We start from the raw sequence: 20,909 nt of genomic DNA, 5'->3' as shown, positions 1-20,909 counted from the left end.
CTTACACCACGAAGCCGGAGACAGTCTGGTTCAGGCTGCCCGCGCGCTCGTTCAAGCCATCCGTGGAGCGGGCGATGCTGTCGCAGTTGGCGGCTGACTTTTCCGTTTCCTCGGCGATATACTGGATCGCCGTCGATACTTCGCGCGCTGTCAGCAACTGTTCGTTGGCTGCCTTCGAGATATCCGAGATGGCCAGGGTGGTCTTCGCCACGCCCGAGACGATCTTGTCGAAGGCGTCGCTGGCCTGGCGTGAAATTTCGCTGCCCGTCGAGACGCGCTTGACGGACTCGTTGATCAGCTTGGAAATTTCCTTGGTGGCTTGCGAGGAGCGCTCGGCCAGCTTGCGCACCTCGTCGGCGACGACGGAAAAGCCCAGGCCGTGCTCGCCCGCGCGGGCCGCCTCGATGGCGGCATTGAAGGCCAGCATATTCGTCTGGTTGGCGATTTCGCTGATGACCTTGACGATTTCGCCGATGTCTTCCGACGAGCGGTTGATCAGGTCCATCGCCTCGATCGACTTGGCGACGGCGCGCGCCCCCGCTTCCGCTTCCAGCTGCGTGGCCTTGGCCAGGAAGTCGGCATTCGAGGTGTTTTCCGCGATGGAATTGATGGAAAACGTCAGGCCGTCGATCGAGGCGTTCATTTCTTCCACCGTCGCGCCCAGTGCCTGCGTGCCCACGGCCACGCCCGTGGCCCGCTCGGCAATCGCGTGCGAGGCGTCGGCAAAGCCGTTGGCGGCCGACACCACGTTGCCGATCACGCCGCGCAAGTCGACGATCATCTTGCTGATGCCGCCCGCCAGCAAGTCGATCGGCTCCTTGCCCTCGGGCACAATATTGCAGGTCAGGTCGCCTTGCGCGGCGCGCGCCACCGAGTCGAGCAGGGCATTGACCTTGCGGCTGTCGTTGGCGGCCTTGGCCTGGATGCTGTTTTCCAGGTTCACCTGTTCGCTGATGTCGATGGCGAACTTGACCACCTTATATGGCTTGCCATTCAGGTCGAGGATGGGGTTGTAGGTTGCCTGTATCCACACCACCTTGCCATGGTTGCCCTGGCGCTTGTAGCGGCCCGCGTCGAATTCACCGCGGTTCAGTTTTTGCCAGAATTTCTTGTATTCGGCGCTGCCCGCATACTCGGCTTCGCAGAACATGCGATGGTGCTCGCCCTTGATATCGCTCAAGTCGTAGTCCATGACGGCGAGGAAATTGTCGTTCGCGTCCAGCACATTGCCATGCATGTCGAATTCGATCACGGCCTGCGCCTTGCCGATGGCGCTGACCTTGCCTTCATATTCGGCATTGCGTATTTTCAGGGCCGTGATGTCGGTGGCAAACTTGATGACTTTATAGGGCTTGCCATCGGCGTCGAGGATGGGGTTGTAGGAAGCATTGATCCACACTTCGCGCCCATCCTTGGCGCGGCGCTTGTATTCGCCCTGGTCGAACTCGCCCCGTCCCAGGCTGGCCCAGAAGTCGCTGTATTCAGCCGTTTTTACATAGTCGGGATCGCAGAAGATGGCATGGTGCTTGCCTTGCACCTCGGCCAGCGTATACCCGACGACGCGCAGAAAATTGTCATTTGCATGCAGGATGGTGCCATCGAGTTCGAATTCGATCACGGCCTGGACACGGTTCAATGCAGTATTTATCGCTTGTAAGTCCAAATCCTGGGAATGGCTGACATGGCTGGCTGCGTCCATAGTATTTCCTTCGGTGTGAGAAGAGCAATAAGTGGCACTAAGGCTGACAGAGAATGACAATATAAAACGGTTGCTGAAGCACACGGCCATGACGCAGCGTGATAATCGGAGAGAATCTGCGCGAAATAAACAAGTCGATATCCGGCGGTGCTGATGCTCAATATTAAATCAATTGCAGAGTATTGATTTGAATCAATAATTTTATTATTCCCCAGCGCCTGGAGAAAAACAAGTGGGGTCAAACAATAATGCTGGAAGTGGCGTTATTGGCACGCGCAAGGATAAGGAAGCGCATTTTGCATATAATAAAACGATGTTTTTCTTGTTATGTTTTAATTATCAAATTGAATATGGAATTGATAGCTGCTGGTGCACGGCGCCGCCTGTGCCGCGCTAAAGGATGGACCATTGTTGTACCATGGGGCCCGGCACCGGCGCCGCGCGCGCCGCGACAAAAATAATACGAGCGTTCTTTTATGCGGTATAGTGAAGCTTCATCCCTTGCAACAACCTCATCGCCAAGTAAAAACCAATAAGGAAGAGACATGAGTGCTGAATATCAAGTGAACGGCGCCGTTGCCGTCATTACCCTGAGTAACCCGCCCGTGAATGGCCTGGGCCTGGCAACGCGCACGGCCGCCGTCGCCGGCATCCGCCAGGCGCTAGCGGACGAGGCCGTCAAAGCCATCGTCATCACCGGCGCCGGCAAGGCGTTTTCGGGCGGCGCCGATATCAAGGAATTCAATTCGCCCAAGGCGCTCACGGAACCGACCCTGCACACCCTGATCAACGTGGTCGAACAATCGACCAAACCGGTGGTGGCGGCCATCCACAGCGTTTGCATGGGCGGCGGCCTTGAGCTGGCGCTGGGCTGCAACTACCGCGTGGCCGCGCCTGGCGCGCAAATGGCCTTGCCTGAAGTTAAGCTCGGCATCTTGCCGGGCGCGGGCGGCACGCAGCGACTGCCGCGCGTGCTGGGCCTGGAGATGGCCCTCAATATGATCGTCTCGGGCACGCCCGTGGCGTCGGAAAAACTGGCTGGCACGGCCCTGTTCGATGAAGTCATCGCGCCCGGCGCCGATTTGCTGGCCGCCGCCCTGGCCTTCGCCACGAAAGTGGCCGATGTGCGCCCGCTGCCGAAAGTGCGCGAGCGCAAGGTCGACTACCCGAACCACGCAGCCTTTTTGCAGTTTTCGCGCAATACCGTGAAAGCCATGTCCGGCCCGTTCCCCGCACCGCTGAAATGCGTCGATGCCGTGGCGGCCGCCGTGACGATGAAATTCGATGATGGCTTGAAGTACGAGCGCGAACTGTTCATGCAACTGGTGCAGTCGCCCGAGTCGAAAGCCCTGCGCCATGCCTTCTTTGCCGAGCGGGTCGCCAGCAAGGTGCCCGACGTGCCCGCCGACACGCCCGTGCGCAGCATCGCTAGCGCCGCGATTGTGGGCGCTGGCACCATGGGCGGCGGCATCGCCATGAATTTCGCCAACGCGGGCATCCCCGTGACCCTGCTGGAAACGAAGCAGGAGGCGCTGGACAAGGGCTTGGCCACCATCCGCAAGAATTACGAGAACACGGTGAAGAAGGGCAAGTTGACGCAGGAGAAGGCCGAACAGCGCATCGCCCTGGTCAGCGGCACCTTGGCGTATGCGGACATTGGCCAGGCTGACATCGTCATCGAAGCCGTCTTCGAAGAGTTGGGCGTGAAGGAAAGCGTCTTCAAGCAGCTCGATGCCGTCATGAAGCCGGGCGCCATCCTTGCTTCAAACACATCCACGCTGGACCTGGACAAGATTGCCGCGTTCACCCAACGCCCGCAAGACGTGATCGGCACGCATTTCTTCAGCCCCGCGAACGTCATGAAGCTGCTGGAAATCGTCCGTGGCAAGGCTACGGGCAAAGAGGTGCTGGCCACGGCGCTGGCGCTGTCGAAAAAGCTGAAAAAGACGGGCGTCGTCTCGGGCGTGTGCGACGGTTTTATCGGCAATCGCATGATCGAACAATACAGCCGCCAGGCCGGTTTCCTGCTGGAAGAAGGCTGTCTGCCGGAGCAAGTCGACAAGGCGGTCGAGAAATTCGGCTTCGCCATGGGCCCCTTCCGCATGGGCGACCTGGCTGGCAACGATATCGGCTGGGCCATCCGCAAGCGCCGCTATGTGGAAAAACCGGACGTCACGTATTCGAAGACGGCCGACCTGCTGTGCGAGTTGAAGCGCTATGGACAGAAGACGGGCGCCGGCTGGTATGACTACAAGGCGGGCGACCGCAAGGCCTATCCTTCGGAACAGGTTAACGAAATGATCGTGCAGCATTCGCAGGACATAGGCGTTGCGCGGCGCAAGATCGGCGACCAGGAAATCGTCGAACGCCTCGTGTATGCGCTGGTCAATGAAGGCGCGCGCATCCTGGAAGAGGGGATCGCCTTGCGCGCGTCGGACATCGACATGGTGTATTTGACGGGCTATGGTTTCCCCTTGTTCCGCGGCGGCCCGATGTTCTACGCCGATACGGTTGGTTTGCCGAACGTGCTGGACACGATAGCCGGTTATGCCAAAGGCCGCCACGGCGAAGCGTGGACGCCGGCGCCGCTGCTGGTAAAACTGGCGGCCGAAGGCAAGGGCTTCAATAGCTGATGCTGGGCTGTTGAAAAGCAAAGGGCAGATTTCTCTGCCCTTTTTTTATTTTTTCTTGGCCACCATCTTGATCGCCTCGTTGACGATGACGGGGTTGTCTTTCTGGATGTAATAGCCTGCACCCGTGATGCGCTCGATGGCCGGCGCGCCGGACAGGCGTTGCCAATCCTTTTCCTGGGTCCGCACCACGTTTTCAAACGAGCCCATTTCCTCGATGCCGAACTTGTCGCGCACCAGCAGCATGGCGGGCACGCGCAGCGGGCTGCTCATGTCGACATGCTGCAGGCACTGCGTCTGGGCATCGAATTCGGCCGATTCCGTACTGTTGAACATGAGCTTGCGCCGGGTTTTCACCAGCATGGCGTAGGTGGACGCGTCCGTCTGCGTCCGGCTCCATTGCTGCGGGTGCGTGGGATCAAGCAGGACCAGGCCGGCCACGTCCTGCGGGTACAGCCTGGCATATACGTATTGGTACAGCCCGCCCAAGCCATGGCCGACCAGCACATACGGCGGCTTCAGGCCCGCTTGCGTCAACAGGGCACGTTGCTGGGCAGCGATGGTGCAGGGATCACGCGGCGTGGTGGTTTTGCGGCTATCGCCGTAGCCGGGGCGGTCGTACACGAGCACGCGGTGCTGCTTTGCCACCTCGGGCACCACCTTGGCCCACACATCCTTGCCGTCGCCCATGGCCGACTGGAACACCACGGGCAAGCCGCCCTGGCCGCTCAGGGTGTAGGCGATGCTGGCGTCGGGCAGTGCGGCCGTGGCGGGGATGCCGGGCGTGGCAGGGGTAGATGGCAGCAGGGAGCAGCCGGAAAAACAGCCTGCCAGCAGCAAGCCGGCGCTGGTGAGGAGCATGGTGCGCGCGGGGCGGCCGACGAATAGATGATGCATGAATCTCCTTCTTGGTGCAGGGACCGGGGACAGGTATGGCGTGCCAGCCATTATAGGCAAATCGTCACGCACTGGAAATGCCGAACAGAGGCCGATTTCCTGTCCTGTCAGCCGGCTTCGGCGTGGTGGCAGACGGCTTCGATGCGGTTGCCGTCCGGATCGAACAAAAAGGCCGCGTAATAGTTGGCGTGATAGTGGCGCAGGCCGGGCGCCCCCAGGTCGATGCCGCCGTGCGCCAGGCCGGCCTGCCAGAACGCTTGCACGGCCGCGCGCGTAGGAGCCTTGAAGCAGCAATGGCGTCGCGGCGCATCCTCAGGTGTGGGGCCCAGGCGCACGGAAAAATAGCTGCGCCCGGGGTATTGCGCATCGCTGCGCTCGCCGTAGCCTATCCACGCGCTGGCATGCTCGCTGCCCACCTTGGGCACGTCCAGCGCGGCGAAGATGGCGTCGTAGAAGCGCTCGGCGCGTTCCAGGTCGCTGACGGTAAGGGAAACGTGATCAAGCATGGGCACTCCACTGTAAAAGCAAGGATGGCCCATAGCATAGCCCGGATCAGGTCGGCCGTGGGCGGGAGTGACCGAGTGATACTGGCAGTGCTTGACTGCCGGTTAAGGGCGTCGGGCCAGTCGGCTCACGATGCTGCGGCTCATCAGCTGCACCCGTGGCGCGAATAGCATGACGGCGCAGAATGCGACGGGCCAGGCGGCAAAAAACGCATGGCGCCAGCGCGGCAGGAAGTCTGCATGCAGGCCGATATTGAGCCAGGTGACCCAGGCGCTCATCAGTAGGGTCATCAGCAGCGACATCAGGAAGGCAAACAGGCAGCGCAAGCGCAGGGTATCGGACATGGTGCACTTTCAAATGGTGAAGATAGGGCAGCGTAACGACTTGCAGCAATCTATACTAGAGGCATATTTTTAATTTCAAATTCCGAAAATGCAATCATGCTAGATGACCTCGCCCTGTTTGTCGCCATCGTGGAGGCGGGTAGCCTGCATGCGGCGGCCGTCAAGGAGGAATTGCCCGCCGCTACCGTCACGCGCCGGCTGCAAAGGCTGGAAAGCCAGCTCGGCTACCGCTTGCTCAACCGCAGCGCGCGCCGCCTGCAGCCGACGGCGGAAGGCTGGCAATACTATGAGCAGTGCCGGCCTCTCGTGCATGCACTGCGGCAGGCGACGCAGCAGCTCGACGCCAGCCTGTCGGCCGTTTCGGGCAGCATCCGCGTGCTGGCGCCCGTCAACTTCGCCAGCGGCTTGCTGACGCCGGCCTGGGTCAGCTTCATGCAGCAGTATCCGGACATCCGCCTGGAGCTGGAACTGTCGAACCTGCTGCAAGACCTGGTGGGCAGCGGCGCCGACCTGGCTATCCGCGTGGGCGCGCTTGACGATTCCTCGCTGATGCAGCGCCGCCTTGGCAGTGCCGCGCTGGTGATGGTGGCCTCGCCCGCCTACCTGGCGCGTGCCGGCGTGCCGCGCGACTTGCAGGAACTGGCACGGCATGAACTGATCGTGGCCGAGCCGCTGCGCAGCTGGCGCTTGCGGCGGCCTGGCGACGGCGCCGAAATGGTGATCGAGCCGCAGGCGCGCCTGCGCGTCAATGAAATGCGCCTGGCCGTGGAAATGGCCGACGCGGGCATCGGCATCCTGCTGTGTCCGCTTTTGCAATGCCGCGACGAAGTGGCCAGTGGCAGCCTGGTGCGCGTCTTGCCCGACTGGATGCCGCAGCCGCGCCACGTGTATGCCGTGTGGACGCAGCGGCGCTACCTGCCGGCCCGCGTGCGCGTGCTGCTCGAACACCTGGCGGCGTTTGCGGCGGGCAATCCGCTGTTGAATGACGCGCTGGACGGCCAGGACGCCGAGTTGTCCCCGATCCTGTCCATCTCGTAATACCGAGCGCTTGTACTTTCCGTCAGGATCGCGTTAAGATAAAGCTTGCCCGCTTATCCAGAGGGCAGTCTGGTGTTTTTTCGCGCAATCCGTCCCTATCCATGAGAGTAGCAATGAAATATCTGATCGTTCCCTTCTTGCTGGCCATGACCGGCTGTGAAGTACTGTATGACGCAAACCGGGACAAGATCGGCGAGTATTGCAACAGCCTCAATAATTTTGACGACCGCAATGCCTGCCGCAAGCGCAACCAGACCAGTTACCAGGAATACGTGCAGCAGCGCGACCAGTTGAAAAAGAGCAAGAGCGACAAGTAAGCTCGCCTCGCCGTCGCCTACAAAAACGCCGCTGACCAGTCAGCGGCGTTTTTGTATTGCGAGCCCCGGCATTGCGGCCGGGGCTGGCGTCGGATCAGTCGTCGGCGTAGATATTGTTGTCCTTGGTTTCCTTGACGAACAGGGTGCCGATCACGACAGTCGCCAGGGCGACGACGATCGGATACCACAGGCCGTAATAGATATCGCCCTTGAAGGCCACCAGCGCGAAGGCCGTGGTCGGCAGCAAGCCGCCGAACCAGCCGTTACCGATATGGTAGGGCAGGGACATCGAGGTGTAACGGATACGCGTCGGGAACATTTCCACCAGCATGGCGGCGATCGGGCCATACACCATGGTGACATACAGCACCAATATGAACAGCAGCAAGACAACCATCGGCTTGTTGATCTGGTCCGGATCGGCTTTCGCAGGGTAGCCCGCTTCCTTGATGCCAGTGCCCAGTTCTTTCTTGAGCGCCGCTTCGTGGGCCTTGCTTTCGGCATCGAAGTTCAGGCCATCGGCTGTCATGACAGCGTTAAACGAGGAAAATTCCTTCGTGCCGATGCGTACCTTGGCGATGCTGCCGGCCGGCGCATCTTCCTTCGTGTAGTTCACCGAGCTGTTCGACAGGAAGCCGGTGGCGATGTCGCATGACGATGGGAACTTCTTGGTACCTGTCATGTTGAACTGGAAGTGGCAGGAAGCAGGATCGGCGACCACCACCACTGGCGAGTTCTTCAGCGCCGCTTCCAGCTGCGGATTGGCAAAGTGGGTCAGGCCGTTGAAGATCGGGAAGTAGGTCAGGGCGGCGATCAGGCAGCCGCCAAGGATGATGTATTTGCGGCCGATGCGGTCGGACAGGCTGCCGAAGAACAGGAAGAACGGCGTGGCCAGCAGCAGGGCGACGGCGATGAGCACGTTGGCCGTTGCCAGGTCGACCTTCAGGGTCTGGATCATGAAGAACAGGGCGTAGAACTGGCCCGTGTACCAGACGACGGCCTGGCCGGCGGTCAGGCCGATCAGCGCCAGGATGACGATCTTCAGGTTTTTCCACTGGCCGAACGCTTCCGTCAGCGGTGCTTTCGAGGTCTTGCCCTCGGCTTTCATCTTGGAAAACGCCGGCGATTCATTCATGGCCAGACGGATCCACACGGAAATACCCAGCAGGATGACGGAGACCAGGAAGGGAATGCGCCAGCCCCAGGCTTCGAAATCCTTCTCGCCGGTCGCCAGGCGTGTGCCCAGGATGACCATCAGCGACAGGAAAAAGCCCAGGGTTGCCGTCGTTTGTATCCACGCCGTGAAAGCGCCGCGCTTGCCTTCAGGCGCGTGCTCGGCCACATACGTGGCTGCGCCGCCATATTCGCCGCCCAGCGCCAGGCCCTGCAGGATGCGCAGGAAGACGAGGATGATGGGCGCGGCGATGCCAATGGAGGCATGACCGGGCAGCAAGCCGACGATGAAGGTGGAGCCGCCCATGATCAGGATGGTGATCAGGAAGGTGTACTTGCGCCCGATCATGTCGCCCAGGCGGCCGAAGACCAGCGCGCCGAACGGACGCACGATGAAGCCGGCGGCAAAGGCCAGCAGCGCGAAGATGAAGGTGGTGGTGGCGTCGCCGATGAAGAATTGCTTGGCGATGATGGAAGCGAGCGAACCGTACAGATAAAAATCGTACCATTCAAAGACGGTGCCCAAAGATGACGCAAAGATGACCTTGCGTTCCTCTGGCGTGATCGGAGTGCCCTTGGTGGAGGTTTTTCGTACGTCGGCCGAGCCGGATGGTGATGCCATGGTTTGTCTCCCTATGTTTTATAGTGAACTGGTGCCGAGGTCTTTTTGACCATTCTTGCAACAGCTGGAGCCGAGTGTGTTCTCGAAACCTTACGTCATGCTTGCTTGAAACTTACACCAAGCTTACAAAATGATGTCGATCCGAACTTTGCGAACGACCGTACTTAAATGTGCTATTCTGCTTTAGCAGAAATCCCCAATGACCAAATAACATTCCCACAAGGAGACACAGCATGAATGAAGCCGTCATCGTATCGACCGCCCGCACGGGCCTGGCCAAGTCCTGGAAGGGCGCGTTCAACATGACGCATGGCGCCACCCTGGGCGGCCATGTGCTGGCGGCCGCCGTCGAGCGCGCGCGCATCGAGGCTGAAGAAGTGGAAGACGTGCTGGTGGGCTGCGCCTTTCCGGAAGGCGCCACGGGCGGCAATATCGCGCGCCAGGTGGCCTTGCGCGGCGGCTGCCCCGTGACGACGGCAGGCATGACCGTCAACCGTTTCTGTTCTTCCGGCCTGCAAGCCATTGCCCTGGCGGCGCAGCGCATCATTGCCGGCGAAGGCGATATCTATGCGGCGGGCGGCGTGGAATCGATTTCCTGCGTGCAAAATGAAATGAATACGCATATGTATCGCGATGTCTGGCTGCAGCAGCACAAGCCGGAAGTGTACTGGCCCATGTTGCAGACGGCCGAAACCGTGGCCAAGCGCTACCAGATTTCGCGCGAGCGCCAGGATGCGTATGGCGCGCAAAGCCAGCAGCGTGCCGCCGCCGCCCTGGCTGCCGGCCTGTTCGACGCGGAAATCGTGCCGATGACCACCATCATGGGCGTGGCCGACAAGGCCAGCGGCATGCTGCTGTCGCGCGAAGTGACGATCTCAAGCGACGAAGGCATCCGCTCTGATACCACCTACGATGGCGTGGCGAAGATCCGCCCGGCCATTCCGGGCGGCGTCATCAGCGCCGGCAATGCCAGCCAGTTTTCCGATGGCGCCTCGATGGCCATCGTCATGAATGCGAAAGTGGCCGAAGCGAAAGGTTTGCAGCCGCTGGGCGTCTTCCGTGGCTTTGCCGTGGCCGGCTGCGAACCCGATGAAATGGGCATCGGCCCCGTGTTTGCCATCCCGAAACTGCTGAAAAAGGCGGGCTTGACGGTGGCCGACATCGGCCTGTGGGAACTCAATGAAGCATTCGCCGTACAAGTGCTGTATTGCGCCGATACGCTGGGCATCCCCATGGACCGCCTGAACGTGAATGGCGGCGCGATTGCCGTCGGTCACCCATACGGCGTGTCGGGCGCGCGCCTGACGGGCCACGCCTTGATCGAAGGCAAGCGCCGTGGCGTCAAATACGTGGTGGTGACCATGTGCATCGGCGGCGGGCAGGGCGCGGCAGGCCTGTTCGAAGTGCTGTGATGTAGATTCTGGCCAGACTGCGGGCGGCTTCCAGGGCCGCTCGTTTGCATTCCGTGCCCGGTTCCTGCAAGGCGCGCCGATAGCGGTTACAGTCATGCTTCACTTATCAACACGCACTCTGCCACCATGATCAAGCACATCGTTTTCTGGAAACTCAAAGACCACGCCGAAGGCGCCGACCGCGCCACGAACGCCTTGAAACTCAAGACACTGCTCGATGCCTGCTCGGATGTGGTCCCGGGCATCCTGAAATTCGAAGTGGCCGTGGCCCAGCCTGGCCTGGAAGCGACCTATGACATCGTCCTCTACAGCGAGTTCGCCAGCCGCGCAGCGCTCGATGCCTATCAGAACCACCCCGAGCACGTGAAAATCAAGCCGTTTTTTGGGGCGGTGCGGGAAGCGCGACAGTGCATGGATTATGAAGTGCAGTGACACCACATCAGCATTGTTCATCAGCAAGTAATTCTCTCACTATATTGACAGGAGCATCATGAGCACCTACCAACGCATCGTCCTCGCCTCGCGCCCCACGGCCGAGGTGCAAGCAGATAACTTCCGACTGGAAACGGCGGACATTCCCGCCATCACGGATGGTCATTTGCTGGTACGCAACCAGTTCCTGTCGCTCGACCCTTATATGCGGGGGCGCATGAGCGTCAATAAAAGCTATGCGGCGCCGCAGGCTTTGAATGAAACCATGATAGGCGGCACGGTGGGCGTGGTGCTGGAATCGAAGCATCCGAAGTTTACCGCAGGCGACACGGTGGTGGGCACCCTGGGCTGGGCGGAAGTGGCGGTATCGGACGGCACGATGCTGCGCAAGGTCGATACGACGCACATCCCTGCCTCGGCCTACCTGGGGGCCGTCGGCATGCCCGGCATGACGGCATGGTATGGCTTGAACCAGATCATGGCGCCGAAAGCGGGCGAAACCGTGGTCGTCTCGGCGGCCAGCGGCGCCGTGGGCAGCGTCGTGGGCCAACTGGCGAAATTGAAAGGCTGCCGCGTGGTCGGCATCGCTGGCGGAGCCGAGAAATGCGCGTATGTCGTCGATGAGCTGGGTTTCGACGCCTGTGTCGACTACAAGGCGGGCAATCTGCAGGCCGACCTGGCAGAGGCCACGCCGGACGGCATCGACGCCATCTATGAAAACGTGGGCGGCGCCATCTTCGATGCGGCCCTGGCGCGCACCAATGCGTTTGGCCGCGTGGCCGTGTGCGGCTGGATCGCCGGCTACAATGGCGAACCGACGCCGCTCGACAATGCGCGCTTCATCCTCACGAACCGACTGAGCGTGCGCGGTTTCATTGTTTCCGAGCATCCGGAATTGTGGCCGCAAGGCCTGGCGGAGCTGGGCGGCCTGGTGGCGACGGGCAAGCTGAAGTTCCGTGAATCCGTGGCCGACGGCCTGGCCAGCGCGCCTGACGCCTTCATCGGCCTGTTGAAAGGCCATAACTTCGGCAAGCAATTGGTGAAGCTGGGCTGAGCTTCCTTCCTCAAGGCGGGCCGTGCGACAATGGCGGCCCGTTTCTTATGACCGCCGACCATGACCAAGCATACTATCCGCCTCGGCGACTGGGCCACCCTGGGCCTTGACGCCACCGCCATCCGTTTTGAAGTTTTCGTTGATGAACAGAAAGTGCCGGCCGAGATCGAACTCGACGACATGGACGCCGTCTGCCTGCACGCCGTTGCCTATAACGACTTTGGTGCCGCCATCGGCACGGGCCGGCTATTGCCGGACGGCCACATCGGCCGCATGGCCGTGCGCCAGCCGGGCCGTGGCACGGGCGTGGGCGGCGCCATTTTGCACTTGCTGATGGAAAAGGCGCGTGCACGGGGCGATGCAGCGGTGGTGCTCAATGCGCAAACCGTGGCCGCGCCATTTTATGCGCGCCACGGTTTCGTGCAGCAGGGGGAGCAATTTGAAGAGGCGGGGATTGCGCATGTGGAAATGCGCTTGCAGTTTTAAGCCTTGCTCGGGATGTTGTCGGGTTAGCGCACAACGCGCAACCCGACACACCACGTCACCTTAATTCTGCGCGTGCGACTGGCGCCATTTGTCCAGAATCACGGCCAGCACGATCACGACACCTTTCGCCACATACTGCCAGAACGACGACAGCCCCAGAATCGTCAAGCCATTGTTCATCACGCCGATGATCAGTGCGCCGATGACGGTGCCCCAGACGGAACCCACGCCACCCATCAGGCTGGTGCCACCGAGCACGACGGCCGCGATGGCGTCCAGCTCATAGCCCGTGCCCCAGTTGCCGTTGGCCGCATACAAACGGCTGGCCGACATGGCGCCGCCCAGGCCGGCGAACAGGCCGCTGATGGTGTAGACAAACATCAACACGAGGCCAACCTTGATGCCCGTCAAGCGGGCCGCCTGGATATTGCCGCCAACCGCATAAATATGCAGGCCCAGCGTGGTCTTGCGCAAGATGAACCAGGTCAGCACCACGACGGCCGCCGCCAGCCAGATCAGCCAGGGAATGGCGAGGAAGCTGCCGTTGCCCATCCACTCGAAGCTGGGGATTTCCGTGTTCAGCACGCTGGTGCCGTCGGCCAGCAAATAGGCGGCGCCGCGCAGCGCCGTCATGGTGCCCAGAGTCACGACAAACGGGTTCAGGCCGACGAGGGCCACCAGCGCGCCGTTCAGCGCACCCAGCAACAGGCCGACGATCAAGAAGGCGGGAATCGAAAAGCCGGCGAATTGCGCCGACAGCGACATCAGCATGCCGGCAACGGCCGAGACAGCCAGCACGGAGCCGACAGACAGGTCAATGCCACTGGTCAAGATGACGAAAGTCATGCCGGAAGCGAGCACGATGTTGATCGATACCTGGCGGAAGATGTTCATGGTGTTATTGCTGGTCATGAACGTGGACGTGCCGTCTGCCGAGAAGTACACGGTCAGGCCGTACATGGCCAGGTAGAGCACCACCAGCACGGGCAACATGCCCAGGCGGCGCATCAGGTTCGAGGCATTGAAGGGTTCGCCGGCGCGTACGGCGCCGCTGGTGGTACTCGTTGTCATGGTCTATCTCCTGAGTAATTATTCTAATGCGTATTCTTACGCCGCTTCCAGCTGGGTGGCATAGGCAAGGATGTTTTCCTGCGTGATATGGTCGCCTGTCACTTCACCCGTCAGCCGTCCTTCGCACATCACCATCACGCGGTCGCAGATGCCGACCAGCTCGGCCAGTTCGCTGGAAATGCACAGCACGGCCGTGCCCGCGTCCGCCAACTGGTGGATGATCTTGTAGATTTCGCTCTTCGCGCCCACGTCCACGCCCCGCGTCGGTTCGTCGAGGATCAGCACTTTCGGCGCGATGGCCAGCCAGCGCGCCAGCAAGACTTTCTGCTGGTTGCCACCGGACAGTCCGCCCACGATGCCTTCCGGCCCCGACACTTTTACGTTGAGGTTGGCAATCGCCTCGCGCGTGAGCTGGGTCAGGGCGCCACGGTTGACGATACCCGCCGTCGCATGCTTGGACAGTATATTCATCGACATGTTTTCCATGGCCGACAATTGCATGAACAAGCCCAGGCTCTTGCGGTCTTCCGGCAGATAGCCGATGCCGTGGCGGATGGCCGCCAGCGGGCGCTGGATATGCACTTCCTGGCCGTCGAGCCATACTTGCCCCGTTTGTTTCTTGTCGGCGCCAAAGATCAAACGCGCCAGTTCCGTGCGGCCTGCGCCGACGAGTCCGGCCAGACCCGTGACTTCGCCCGCATGCAGGGCGAACGAGGCAGGCTTGACCTTGCCACCGCTTACGTTTTCCACGCGCAAGCGCTCGGCGCCCCGCGTGCTGCGCCGCTGGTGTGAATAAAAGTCGTCGGCAGGGCGGCCCACCATCATTTGCACGACTTTCTTTTGATCCAGTTCATCCTTGCCCAGTTCGCCAACATAAGCGCCATCGCGCAGCACCGTGATGCGGCGCGCCAGGCGTTCCACCTCGGCCATGCGGTGGCTGATGTACAGCACGGCCAGGCCCTTGTCGCGCTGCTCTTCGATAATGCGGAACAATTGCTCTGTTTCCCGGTCGGACAGGGCGGCAGTGGGCTCGTCCATGATCAGGATGCGGCTTTCGTGCACGAGGGCGCGGGCGATTTCCACCTGCTGCTGCTCGGCGATCGACAGGCTCGACACCATGGTGTCGGCGTCGAAACGGGAACCGAGGTCGGCCAGGATGGCGTTGGTGCGCGCACGCATTTCGCCGCCCTTGACGGTCCAGAACGGTCCTTGCGGTTCGCTGCCCATGAAGACGTTCTGCGCCACCGTCATGTTCTTGGCCACGCTCAATTCCTGGTAAATCAGGTTGATGCCCAGCGCGCGTGCCTCGCCCGGGTTGCGGATACGAATCGGTTTACCGTCCAGTATGATTTCACCGGCGTCCGGCGTGTACACGCCCGACAGGATCTTCATCAGGGTGCTCTTGCCGGCGCCGTTTTCGCCCATCACGGCATGGATTTCGCCGCTGCGCACCGTCAGGTGCACGCCGCGCAGCGCGCGCGTGGCGCCAAAGCGCTTCTCGATGCCGCGCATTTCAAAAATAATCTCGTCGCTCATGACTGTCCTTCCTTGCTGGTGAAACTGGCGCCGCCTGCCCGTAAGCTGGCGGCGCCACGTGGTTCAGGTCAGGCAGATCAGTTCTTTACCCAGCCTGTGTAGGTGGCGACGTTTTCCTTGGTGATGGCCGGTGTCGGCAACAGCACCATGGTCTGTTTCGGCGTGCGGCCATTCATGATGTCGTAACCCATCTGTACGGCGTCGGTGGCCATGCGGTAAGGGTTTTGCGCGGCCGTGGCGGCAAACAGGCCGGCCTTGTTTTTCAGCGCATTCTGGCCATCGGGCGCGCCATCGACGGCCGTGATCAGTTTCACGTCCGTGCGTTTCGATTGCTTGATCGCCAGTTCGGCGCCGATGCCCGTAGGATCATTGATGGCGAACACGCCGTCGATCTTCGGATGGGCCGTCAGCAGGTTCGACATCACGGTCATGCCGCCGTCGCGGCTGCCGCCCGCGTTCTGGTTGTCGGACAGGATCTTGATATCCTTGAACGCCGCCAGGGTTTTCTTGCAGCCGTTGACGCGGTCGATGACGGAGGTGACCGGTGGGCCGTTCAGTATCACCACATTGCCCTTGCCGCCGATCTGCTTGGCCAGGTAAGCGCACGACACGTCGCCAGCCATGGTGTTGTCGGACATCACCGTGGCCGAGGCGCCCACGGCACCCACGTCAACGGCGATCACGACCACGCCAGCATTGCGCGCTTTCTTGATGGCCGGGGCGATGCCCTTGGAATCGACGGCGTTCAGGATGATGATGTCGGTCTTGTTGGCAATAAAGTTTTCAATCTGATCCACCTGGGTGTTCAAGTCGTATTTGCTCGACACGGTGGTGACTTTCACGCCGGGGCCGCCAATTTTCTTCGCGCTTTCTTCCGCGCCGCGGCCTATCGCCACGAAGAAGGGGTTGGCCAGGTCGCCCACGCTTACGCCGATCGATTTCAGCGGTTTGTCGGCAGCGAAGGCGCCGCAGGCGGCGGACAGCAGCAGGGTGGCGGTAATGACTTTTTTCATGAGGATCTCCTAGGGTTTTTATTGTGCAAGACAAAGGTGCTACGGTGAAAACTCGGTGCAAACCTAGCGGCTGCGTAATTTCTCGATCATGGCGTCCAGCTTGCCCGCATCGACGGCAAAGCCGCGTATGCCTTCGGCCAGCTTTTCGGTCGCCATCGCATCGTCGTTCAAGGCGTAGCGGAAAGCCGCCTCGTCATACGTGATGGCTGGCTGCGGCGCGCCCAGGTCGACGCCCAGGGCGCGCTCGAACGGCGCGCTTGACGCTTCCAGCTTGGCCAGCAAGTCGGGGCTGATGGTCAGCAAATCGCAGCCGGACAGGGCCGAAATCTGTCCCACGTTGCGGAAGCTGGCGCCCATCACTTGCGTGGCGATGCCATGTTGTTTGTAGTAATTGAAAATGCGCGTGACAGACTGTACACCTGGATCGTTGGACAGGCTGCGCGCCGTTTCATCCCATGCGGCGCCCGCGGACTTCTTGTGCCAGTCGTAGATGCGGCCCACGAACGGCGAAATCAGGCGTACTTTCGCGTCGGCGCAGGCGACGGCCTGGCAAAACGCGAACAGCAGGGTCAGGTTGCAAAAGATGCCATCGGCTTCCAGTTCGCGCGCCGCCTGTATGCCTTCCCAGGTGGCGGCAATCTTGATCAGCACGCGTTCGCGCTCGATGCCCGCTTGTTCGTACAGGGCGATCAAACGGCGCGCCCTGGCCACGGTGGCGACACGGTCAAAGCTCAAACGGGCATCGACTTCGGTCGACACGCGGCCCGGCACGACCTTTAAAATTTCCAGGCCGAAGCGCACCAGCACCTGGTCGACAATATCGTCCAGCGACGCGGCTTGATGCTCGGCGACTGTGCTTTCCAGCAAGGGTGCGTAATCGGGCTGCAGCACGGCCTTCAAGATCAGCGACGGGTTGGTGGTGGCGTCTTGCGGGGCGAAACGCGCCAGTTGCAAGAAGTCGCCCGTGTCGGCGACGACGGTGCTGGTCTGTTTTAATTGTTGCAGCTGATTCATTACTATTCCTTATCACTGAGTTGGTGCAAGGCTTGCACGGCGGGGAAAAGGCTACGGTAGCGACCGTAACGGATGCTCAAGGCTGCGCTGTGCGCGGCATCGGGCAGGAAAGTGTTTTTGATGGGCAAACTGGTGGCCAGCAACTGGCGCTGACCGATGGCGGCAAAGCCCAGCTTGGCCGCGCCCAGGCTGGCCGACAGTTCGCTATTGTGCAGGGTGCGCATTTCGCGTCCCAGCACATTGGCCAGCAACTGCGCCCAGTACTGGCTGCGCGCGCCGCCGCCCACCAGCATGCAGTGGGGCACCACGGCACCCGTCGAGGTGACGGCCGCCATGGCGTCGCGCAAGGCAAAGGCGACGCCCTCGAGCACGGCGTAACCGAGCTGGGCCGGCGTGCTGTCGTGGCCCAGTTGCAAGAAGGCGCCGCGCACTTGCGGGTCGTTATGCGGCGTGCGCTCGCCCGACAGATACGGCAGGAACAGGGGCGCCGAGGGGGAAACGGTCGCATCGAGCGGCAAGCCCGCTTCCACCAGCGCCAGCAGGGCAGCCTCGTCGGGCTGGCCCAGTACGCCAGTCGCCCAGCGCAAACAGCTGGCGCCGGACAGAATCGCGCCCATCGCATACCAGCGGCCGGGCAGGGCGTGGCAAAAGCTGTGCACGCCGCCGGCCGGATTGCCCAAAGGCATTTCGGTGACGGAGACGATGGCAGCGCTGGTGCCCAGCGAGATAAAGCTGTCACCGCCGTTGACGGCGCCTATGCCCACGGCCGAGACAGGATTGTCGCCGCCGCCGCCCGCCAGCACCACGTCCGGTGGCAGGCCCAACTGGTCGGCGATGGTGGTCAGCACGATGCCGGTGGCGGCATCGCCTTCGGCCAGCGCCGGCATCTGTTCTGGCGCCAGGCCGCAGGCGGCCAGCATGGGCGCGAACCAGGCACGCCTGGCCTCGTCCAGCCACAGGGTGCCGGCCGCGTCCGACATGTCCGTCAATTTTTTTCCCGTCAAGCGCAGGCGCAGGTAATCCTTGGGAGAGAGCAGGCAGGCGATGGCGGCGAAAGCGTCAGGCTCGTGTGTTTGCAGCCACAGCAGTTTCGGCGCCGTCAGGCCCGCCATGGGCAGGCTGCCCGTTACATCCGCGTAGGCCGGATAGTCGCGCGCCAGTGCGGCCGCTTCGGCCTCGGCGCGCGCGTCGTTCCACAGGATGGCGGGACGGATCACGGCATCGTCAAGGTCGAGGAGCACGGCGCCATGCATCTGGCCCGACAGGCCGATGCAGGCGATGCGGGCATATTCCTGCGGCCAGCCGGCGCGCAGCTGCGCTAAGGCGTTGACGCAGGCGGCCCACCAGTCCTGTGGCGCTTGTTCGGACCAGCCCGGATGCGGGCGGCTCACGTCCAGGCGCACGGAGGCCTGGCCGCACACGGTACCCGCGCTGTCCATCAGCACGGTTTTCAGTTCGGAGGTACCGAGGTCGATACCGAGGGAAATTGCTGGATGCATATTGTTTACTGTAAAGGTCAGGGGCAGCCGCATGAATTGCGCACGCGCAAGGTCGGCGACAAGCGCTGCACATGCTGGGCGCGGCCCGGGTTGGCGATGCGCTCGATCAGGAGGTCGACAGCCATGGCGCCCAGCTCTTCGAGCGGCTGCGCCATCACCGTCAGGCGGGGGCTGAAGTAATCGGCCCAGTCGAAATCATCGAAGCCTGCCAGCGACACATCTTGCGGCACCGCAATGTGCGCGTCGCGCAAGGCATGCATGGTGCCGATGGTCATCAGGTTATTGCCGGCGACGATGGCTGTCGGGCGCTGCCCGTCGGGCAGGGCCAGCAATTCGCGCGTGGCCGCGCCGCTGCGCTCCAGGTTGGAGTCGCCCGAGCGCAGCAGGTCCGCATCGAAGGCGATATTGGCGCGCTGCAAGGCCAGGCGGTAGCCTGCCGTGCGCTCGTGCGTCGTGGACAGGCCCGGCGCGCCCGCGATGAAGCCGATGCGGCGATGGCCGTGAACCGTGATCAGATGACCGACCAGTTCGGCCGTCGCCTCGATGTTTTCCACGCCCACCTGGTCGAAGGACTGTGGCGACATGCGGTCGACCAGCACGGAGGCGATCTTGTTGCTGCTCAAATAGTCGAGGGCGCGGTTGTGCGGATCGCCGGACGGCGCCAGCACGATGCCATCGACACGGCGCTGGTGCAAGTTCTGCACCACTTTCAACTCTTGCGCCGGGTCATCATGCGTATCGGAAAACAGCATCATCAAGCCATGGCGCGTGCAGGCAGCCTCGATGGCGCGCACGGTTTCACTGAAGTAATGATTGGTGAAGGCGGAAATGGCCACGCCGATGGTGCCCGACGAGGAGCCGGCCAGCGCGCGTGCCAGCATGTTCGGTACGTAGCCGATCTGCTGCATGGCTGCGTTGACGGCGGCAACGGTTTTCGGGCTGACCTTGCGGGTGCCGTTGAGTACGTGCGAGACGGTCGACAACGATACGTCCGCCGCCCGCGCTACATCTTCCATGGTGGCCATGGTGTCTCCTGATGGTTTTTTATTATTGTGTGCTGCGATAGTGTGCGGCTGTGTCGCCGCGTTTGAATCTATCGTAAACAAAAGAAAGCGCTTGCGCAAGCGCTTTCTTTTTTTGTGCGAGCAGCGTTTGCAGAAGAAAGGGGAGGGGAAACGGGACGGTAACAGGGCGGAGCCGGACGCTGCCGGCCCCGCAAAATTTACTGAATCACCAGCTCATGCAGTTCGCCGGGCGAGTCCGGGAACAGTTTCACGACAGTGGAGGTGCGCGTGCCGTAACCGGGCGTCTCGATGCAGACGGCGGACAGCACGCGTTCGAGGTCGAGCGGCACGCCCGTGTCCGGCAAGCGGAAATCGGGCGCGCGCGTGGTGTCGGCCAGCATGTCGAAATAGGCGTCGTCGGGCGCGCCCTGGCACAGCAGGCTGGCGAACTGGGCCTTGGTCTTCAAGACTTTCGGCCACGGCGCGTCCAGCAGGGCGTTCGACAGGCCGTAGATGCCCGGCTCCAGGGGTTGGCCATTGCGCACATCGTCATCGCCACGGTTGGAAAACCAGATCAGCGTGTCCGCGTCGCCCAGCACCAGGTTGAAACCGTTGTAGGCGGCGCTGCCGGGGCGGATTTGCGCGATGTAGTCTTGTGGCGACATGTTGCCGGCCAGGAAGTCGGCCACCAGGGTGCCGCGCGAGGGGGCGTCCGGATTGCGGTCTTGCGGGCTGCGGATGTTGGTGATGGCGGCGAAGCGCGAGCTGCCGCTGCCAGCCTGGGTGATGCCCATCCAGCTGCCGCCCGCCTGCAGGTCGCGCCCGGCATACACTTGCGGGTGCTCGGGCCAGGCGCCGGCGGGGGCGCTGGCGCGTTCATAGAATTCGTCGCGGTTGGCGGCGGCAATCAGTGGGATGTGCGGATTGACTTTCCATGCAAAAACGATCAGGCACATGGAGGCAAATCCATGAATACTTCCGTATGGCGCGCGCCAGCCGTCAGCGACAGCAAGCCCGCTTCGTCGGATGCGCTGGCCAGCAGCTCGGCAAAACCTTCGCCGACGACGGGATAGATTTCCATCCACGTCTGCAAGCCATCCGTCACGTCCGGGCGTCGCTTGAGTTGCGGCGCCACGCCGGAGACGGCCGCCAGCTTCGCTTGCA

At 61.9% G+C, this 20,909-nt stretch carries 20 protein-coding genes; 7 read left to right on the top strand and 13 right to left on the bottom strand.

The annotated features are described in order from the left end of the window. Window position 1 precedes the first annotated feature (1 nt). The gene (locus K0F85_RS09140; protein ID WP_257572640.1) at window positions 2–1,636 is read right to left on the bottom strand and encodes a PAS domain-containing methyl-accepting chemotaxis protein; all 1,635 of its coding nucleotides are present in this window, start codon (window positions 1,634–1,636) and stop codon (window positions 2–4) included. A gap of 608 nt (window positions 1,637–2,244) precedes the next feature. On the opposite strand from K0F85_RS09140, the gene K0F85_RS09135 reads away from it, so the two are divergent. Further along, window positions 2,245–4,332 (top strand): 3-hydroxyacyl-CoA dehydrogenase NAD-binding domain-containing protein, encoded by a 2,088-nt coding sequence (locus tag K0F85_RS09135; protein ID WP_219115732.1) that lies wholly within the window; start codon window positions 2,245–2,247, stop codon window positions 4,330–4,332. Between the two features lie 45 nt (window positions 4,333–4,377). Here K0F85_RS09135 and K0F85_RS09130 read toward each other — a convergent pair whose 3' ends face one another. The 3 genes from K0F85_RS09130 to K0F85_RS09120 all read right to left on the bottom strand — a co-directional run bounded on the left by K0F85_RS09130 (window position 4,378) and on the right by K0F85_RS09120 (window position 6,074). After that, on the bottom strand, window positions 4,378–5,226 hold the full coding sequence (locus K0F85_RS09130; RefSeq protein ID WP_219115731.1) for an alpha/beta fold hydrolase: 849 nt from the start codon (window positions 5,224–5,226) through the stop codon (window positions 4,378–4,380). Window positions 5,227–5,333: 107 nt separating this feature from the next. After that, the gene (locus K0F85_RS09125) at window positions 5,334–5,732 is read right to left on the bottom strand and encodes a VOC family protein (RefSeq protein WP_219115730.1); all 399 of its coding nucleotides are present in this window, start codon (window positions 5,730–5,732) and stop codon (window positions 5,334–5,336) included. Between the two features lie 102 nt (window positions 5,733–5,834). Beyond that, on the bottom strand, window positions 5,835–6,074 hold the full coding sequence (locus tag K0F85_RS09120) for a DUF2798 domain-containing protein (protein WP_219115729.1): 240 nt from the start codon (window positions 6,072–6,074) through the stop codon (window positions 5,835–5,837). Window positions 6,075–6,170: 96 nt separating this feature from the next. Between K0F85_RS09120 and K0F85_RS09115 the strand changes: the two genes are divergently transcribed. Both K0F85_RS09115 and K0F85_RS09110 read left to right on the top strand, forming a co-directional pair. Further along, the gene (locus tag K0F85_RS09115) at window positions 6,171–7,112 is read left to right on the top strand and encodes a LysR family transcriptional regulator (protein WP_219115728.1); all 942 of its coding nucleotides are present in this window, start codon (window positions 6,171–6,173) and stop codon (window positions 7,110–7,112) included. Window positions 7,113–7,225: 113 nt separating this feature from the next. Beyond that, complete coding sequence (locus K0F85_RS09110; RefSeq protein ID WP_046682764.1) at window positions 7,226–7,429, top strand: hypothetical protein; 204 nt, start codon at window positions 7,226–7,228, stop codon at window positions 7,427–7,429. A gap of 94 nt (window positions 7,430–7,523) precedes the next feature. Here the strand turns inward: K0F85_RS09110 and K0F85_RS09105 are convergent, their stop codons facing one another. Then, entirely contained in the window at window positions 7,524–9,224 is a 1,701-nt protein-coding gene (locus K0F85_RS09105; RefSeq protein WP_219115727.1) for an MFS transporter, read from the bottom strand. Between the two features lie 233 nt (window positions 9,225–9,457). Between K0F85_RS09105 and K0F85_RS09100 the strand changes: the two genes are divergently transcribed. The 4 genes from K0F85_RS09100 (at window position 9,458) to K0F85_RS09085 (ending at window position 12,608) form a co-directional block, all read left to right on the top strand. Continuing rightward, entirely contained in the window at window positions 9,458–10,636 is a 1,179-nt protein-coding gene (locus K0F85_RS09100; protein ID WP_219115726.1) for an acetyl-CoA C-acyltransferase, read from the top strand. A gap of 126 nt (window positions 10,637–10,762) precedes the next feature. Next, entirely contained in the window at window positions 10,763–11,068 is a 306-nt protein-coding gene (locus K0F85_RS09095; protein ID WP_219115725.1) for a Dabb family protein, read from the top strand. A 58-nt stretch (window positions 11,069–11,126) separates the two neighbouring features. Next, window positions 11,127–12,122 carry an NADP-dependent oxidoreductase gene (locus tag K0F85_RS09090; protein WP_374198663.1) on the top strand — a complete coding sequence of 332 codons (996 nt, stop codon included), beginning with the start codon at window positions 11,127–11,129 and terminating at the stop codon, window positions 12,120–12,122. A 60-nt stretch (window positions 12,123–12,182) separates the two neighbouring features. Then, window positions 12,183–12,608 carry a GNAT family N-acetyltransferase gene (locus K0F85_RS09085; protein ID WP_219115724.1) on the top strand — a complete coding sequence of 142 codons (426 nt, stop codon included), beginning with the start codon at window positions 12,183–12,185 and terminating at the stop codon, window positions 12,606–12,608. Window positions 12,609–12,668: 60 nt separating this feature from the next. Here the strand turns inward: K0F85_RS09085 and K0F85_RS09080 are convergent, their stop codons facing one another. From K0F85_RS09080 to K0F85_RS09045, 8 genes are all read right to left on the bottom strand, one after another. Next, window positions 12,669–13,679 (bottom strand): ribose ABC transporter permease, encoded by a 1,011-nt coding sequence (locus K0F85_RS09080; RefSeq protein WP_219115723.1) that lies wholly within the window; start codon window positions 13,677–13,679, stop codon window positions 12,669–12,671. Between the two features lie 36 nt (window positions 13,680–13,715). Further along, window positions 13,716–15,215, bottom strand: a complete 1,500-nt coding sequence (locus K0F85_RS09075; protein ID WP_219115722.1) for a sugar ABC transporter ATP-binding protein — start codon at window positions 15,213–15,215, stop codon at window positions 13,716–13,718. Between the two features lie 77 nt (window positions 15,216–15,292). Next, the gene (locus K0F85_RS09070; RefSeq protein WP_219115721.1) at window positions 15,293–16,228 is read right to left on the bottom strand and encodes an ABC transporter substrate-binding protein; all 936 of its coding nucleotides are present in this window, start codon (window positions 16,226–16,228) and stop codon (window positions 15,293–15,295) included. 63 nt (window positions 16,229–16,291) lie between these two features. Then, window positions 16,292–17,242: a transaldolase gene (gene tal, locus K0F85_RS09065; RefSeq protein WP_219115720.1), complete on the bottom strand. Its 951-nt coding sequence runs from the start codon at window positions 17,240–17,242 to the stop codon at window positions 16,292–16,294. Between the two features lie 2 nt (window positions 17,243–17,244). Beyond that, window positions 17,245–18,729 (bottom strand): xylulokinase, encoded by a 1,485-nt coding sequence (xylB, locus tag K0F85_RS09060; RefSeq protein ID WP_219116044.1) that lies wholly within the window; start codon window positions 18,727–18,729, stop codon window positions 17,245–17,247. 29 nt (window positions 18,730–18,758) lie between these two features. Continuing rightward, the gene (locus K0F85_RS09055) at window positions 18,759–19,766 is read right to left on the bottom strand and encodes a LacI family DNA-binding transcriptional regulator (RefSeq protein ID WP_219115719.1); all 1,008 of its coding nucleotides are present in this window, start codon (window positions 19,764–19,766) and stop codon (window positions 18,759–18,761) included. A gap of 197 nt (window positions 19,767–19,963) precedes the next feature. Next, window positions 19,964–20,701, bottom strand: coding sequence for an NRDE family protein (locus tag K0F85_RS09050; RefSeq protein ID WP_219115718.1), 738 nt, complete (start codon window positions 20,699–20,701; stop codon window positions 19,964–19,966). Further along, window positions 20,692–20,909: DUF4936 family protein (locus tag K0F85_RS09045; RefSeq protein WP_219115717.1), on the bottom strand; the 218-nt coding region annotated here is incomplete at its 5' end. The genes K0F85_RS09050 and K0F85_RS09045, both read right to left, overlap by 10 nt.

It is taken from the genome of Janthinobacterium sp. UMAB-56 (assembly GCF_900095265.1).
GTDB lineage: Bacteria > Pseudomonadota > Gammaproteobacteria > Burkholderiales > Burkholderiaceae_D > Janthinobacterium.
The sequence above is the reverse complement of the archived record's forward strand: the minus strand, read 5'-3'. Positions and strand labels throughout refer to the sequence as shown.

Excerpts from the sequence above, each read along its gene's own strand:
- K0F85_RS09135 (WP_219115732.1), top strand. The coding sequence starts at position 2,245 with ATGAGTGCTGAATATCAAGTGAACGGCGCCGTTGCCGTCATTACCCTG.
- K0F85_RS09130 (WP_219115731.1), bottom strand. The coding sequence starts at position 5,226 with ATGCATCATCTATTCGTCGGCCGCCCCGCGCGCACCATGCTCCTCACC.
- K0F85_RS09125 (WP_219115730.1), bottom strand. The coding sequence starts at position 5,732 with ATGCTTGATCACGTTTCCCTTACCGTCAGCGACCTGGAACGCGCCGAG.
- K0F85_RS09120 (WP_219115729.1), bottom strand. The coding sequence starts at position 6,074 with ATGTCCGATACCCTGCGCTTGCGCTGCCTGTTTGCCTTCCTGATGTCG.
- K0F85_RS09115 (WP_219115728.1), top strand. The coding sequence starts at position 6,171 with ATGCTAGATGACCTCGCCCTGTTTGTCGCCATCGTGGAGGCGGGTAGC.
- K0F85_RS09110 (WP_046682764.1), top strand. The coding sequence starts at position 7,226 with ATGAAATATCTGATCGTTCCCTTCTTGCTGGCCATGACCGGCTGTGAA.
- K0F85_RS09105 (WP_219115727.1), bottom strand. The coding sequence starts at position 9,224 with ATGGCATCACCATCCGGCTCGGCCGACGTACGAAAAACCTCCACCAAG.
- K0F85_RS09100 (WP_219115726.1), top strand. The coding sequence starts at position 9,458 with ATGAATGAAGCCGTCATCGTATCGACCGCCCGCACGGGCCTGGCCAAG.
- K0F85_RS09095 (WP_219115725.1), top strand. The coding sequence starts at position 10,763 with ATGATCAAGCACATCGTTTTCTGGAAACTCAAAGACCACGCCGAAGGC.
- K0F85_RS09090 (WP_374198663.1), top strand. The coding sequence starts at position 11,127 with ATGAGCACCTACCAACGCATCGTCCTCGCCTCGCGCCCCACGGCCGAG.
- K0F85_RS09085 (WP_219115724.1), top strand. The coding sequence starts at position 12,183 with ATGACCAAGCATACTATCCGCCTCGGCGACTGGGCCACCCTGGGCCTT.
- K0F85_RS09080 (WP_219115723.1), bottom strand. The coding sequence starts at position 13,679 with ATGACAACGAGTACCACCAGCGGCGCCGTACGCGCCGGCGAACCCTTC.
- K0F85_RS09075 (WP_219115722.1), bottom strand. The coding sequence starts at position 15,215 with ATGAGCGACGAGATTATTTTTGAAATGCGCGGCATCGAGAAGCGCTTT.
- K0F85_RS09070 (WP_219115721.1), bottom strand. The coding sequence starts at position 16,228 with ATGAAAAAAGTCATTACCGCCACCCTGCTGCTGTCCGCCGCCTGCGGC.
- tal (WP_219115720.1), bottom strand. The coding sequence starts at position 17,242 with ATGAATCAGCTGCAACAATTAAAACAGACCAGCACCGTCGTCGCCGAC.
- K0F85_RS09055 (WP_219115719.1), bottom strand. The coding sequence starts at position 19,766 with ATGGCCACCATGGAAGATGTAGCGCGGGCGGCGGACGTATCGTTGTCG.
- K0F85_RS09050 (WP_219115718.1), bottom strand. The coding sequence starts at position 20,701 with ATGTGCCTGATCGTTTTTGCATGGAAAGTCAATCCGCACATCCCACTG.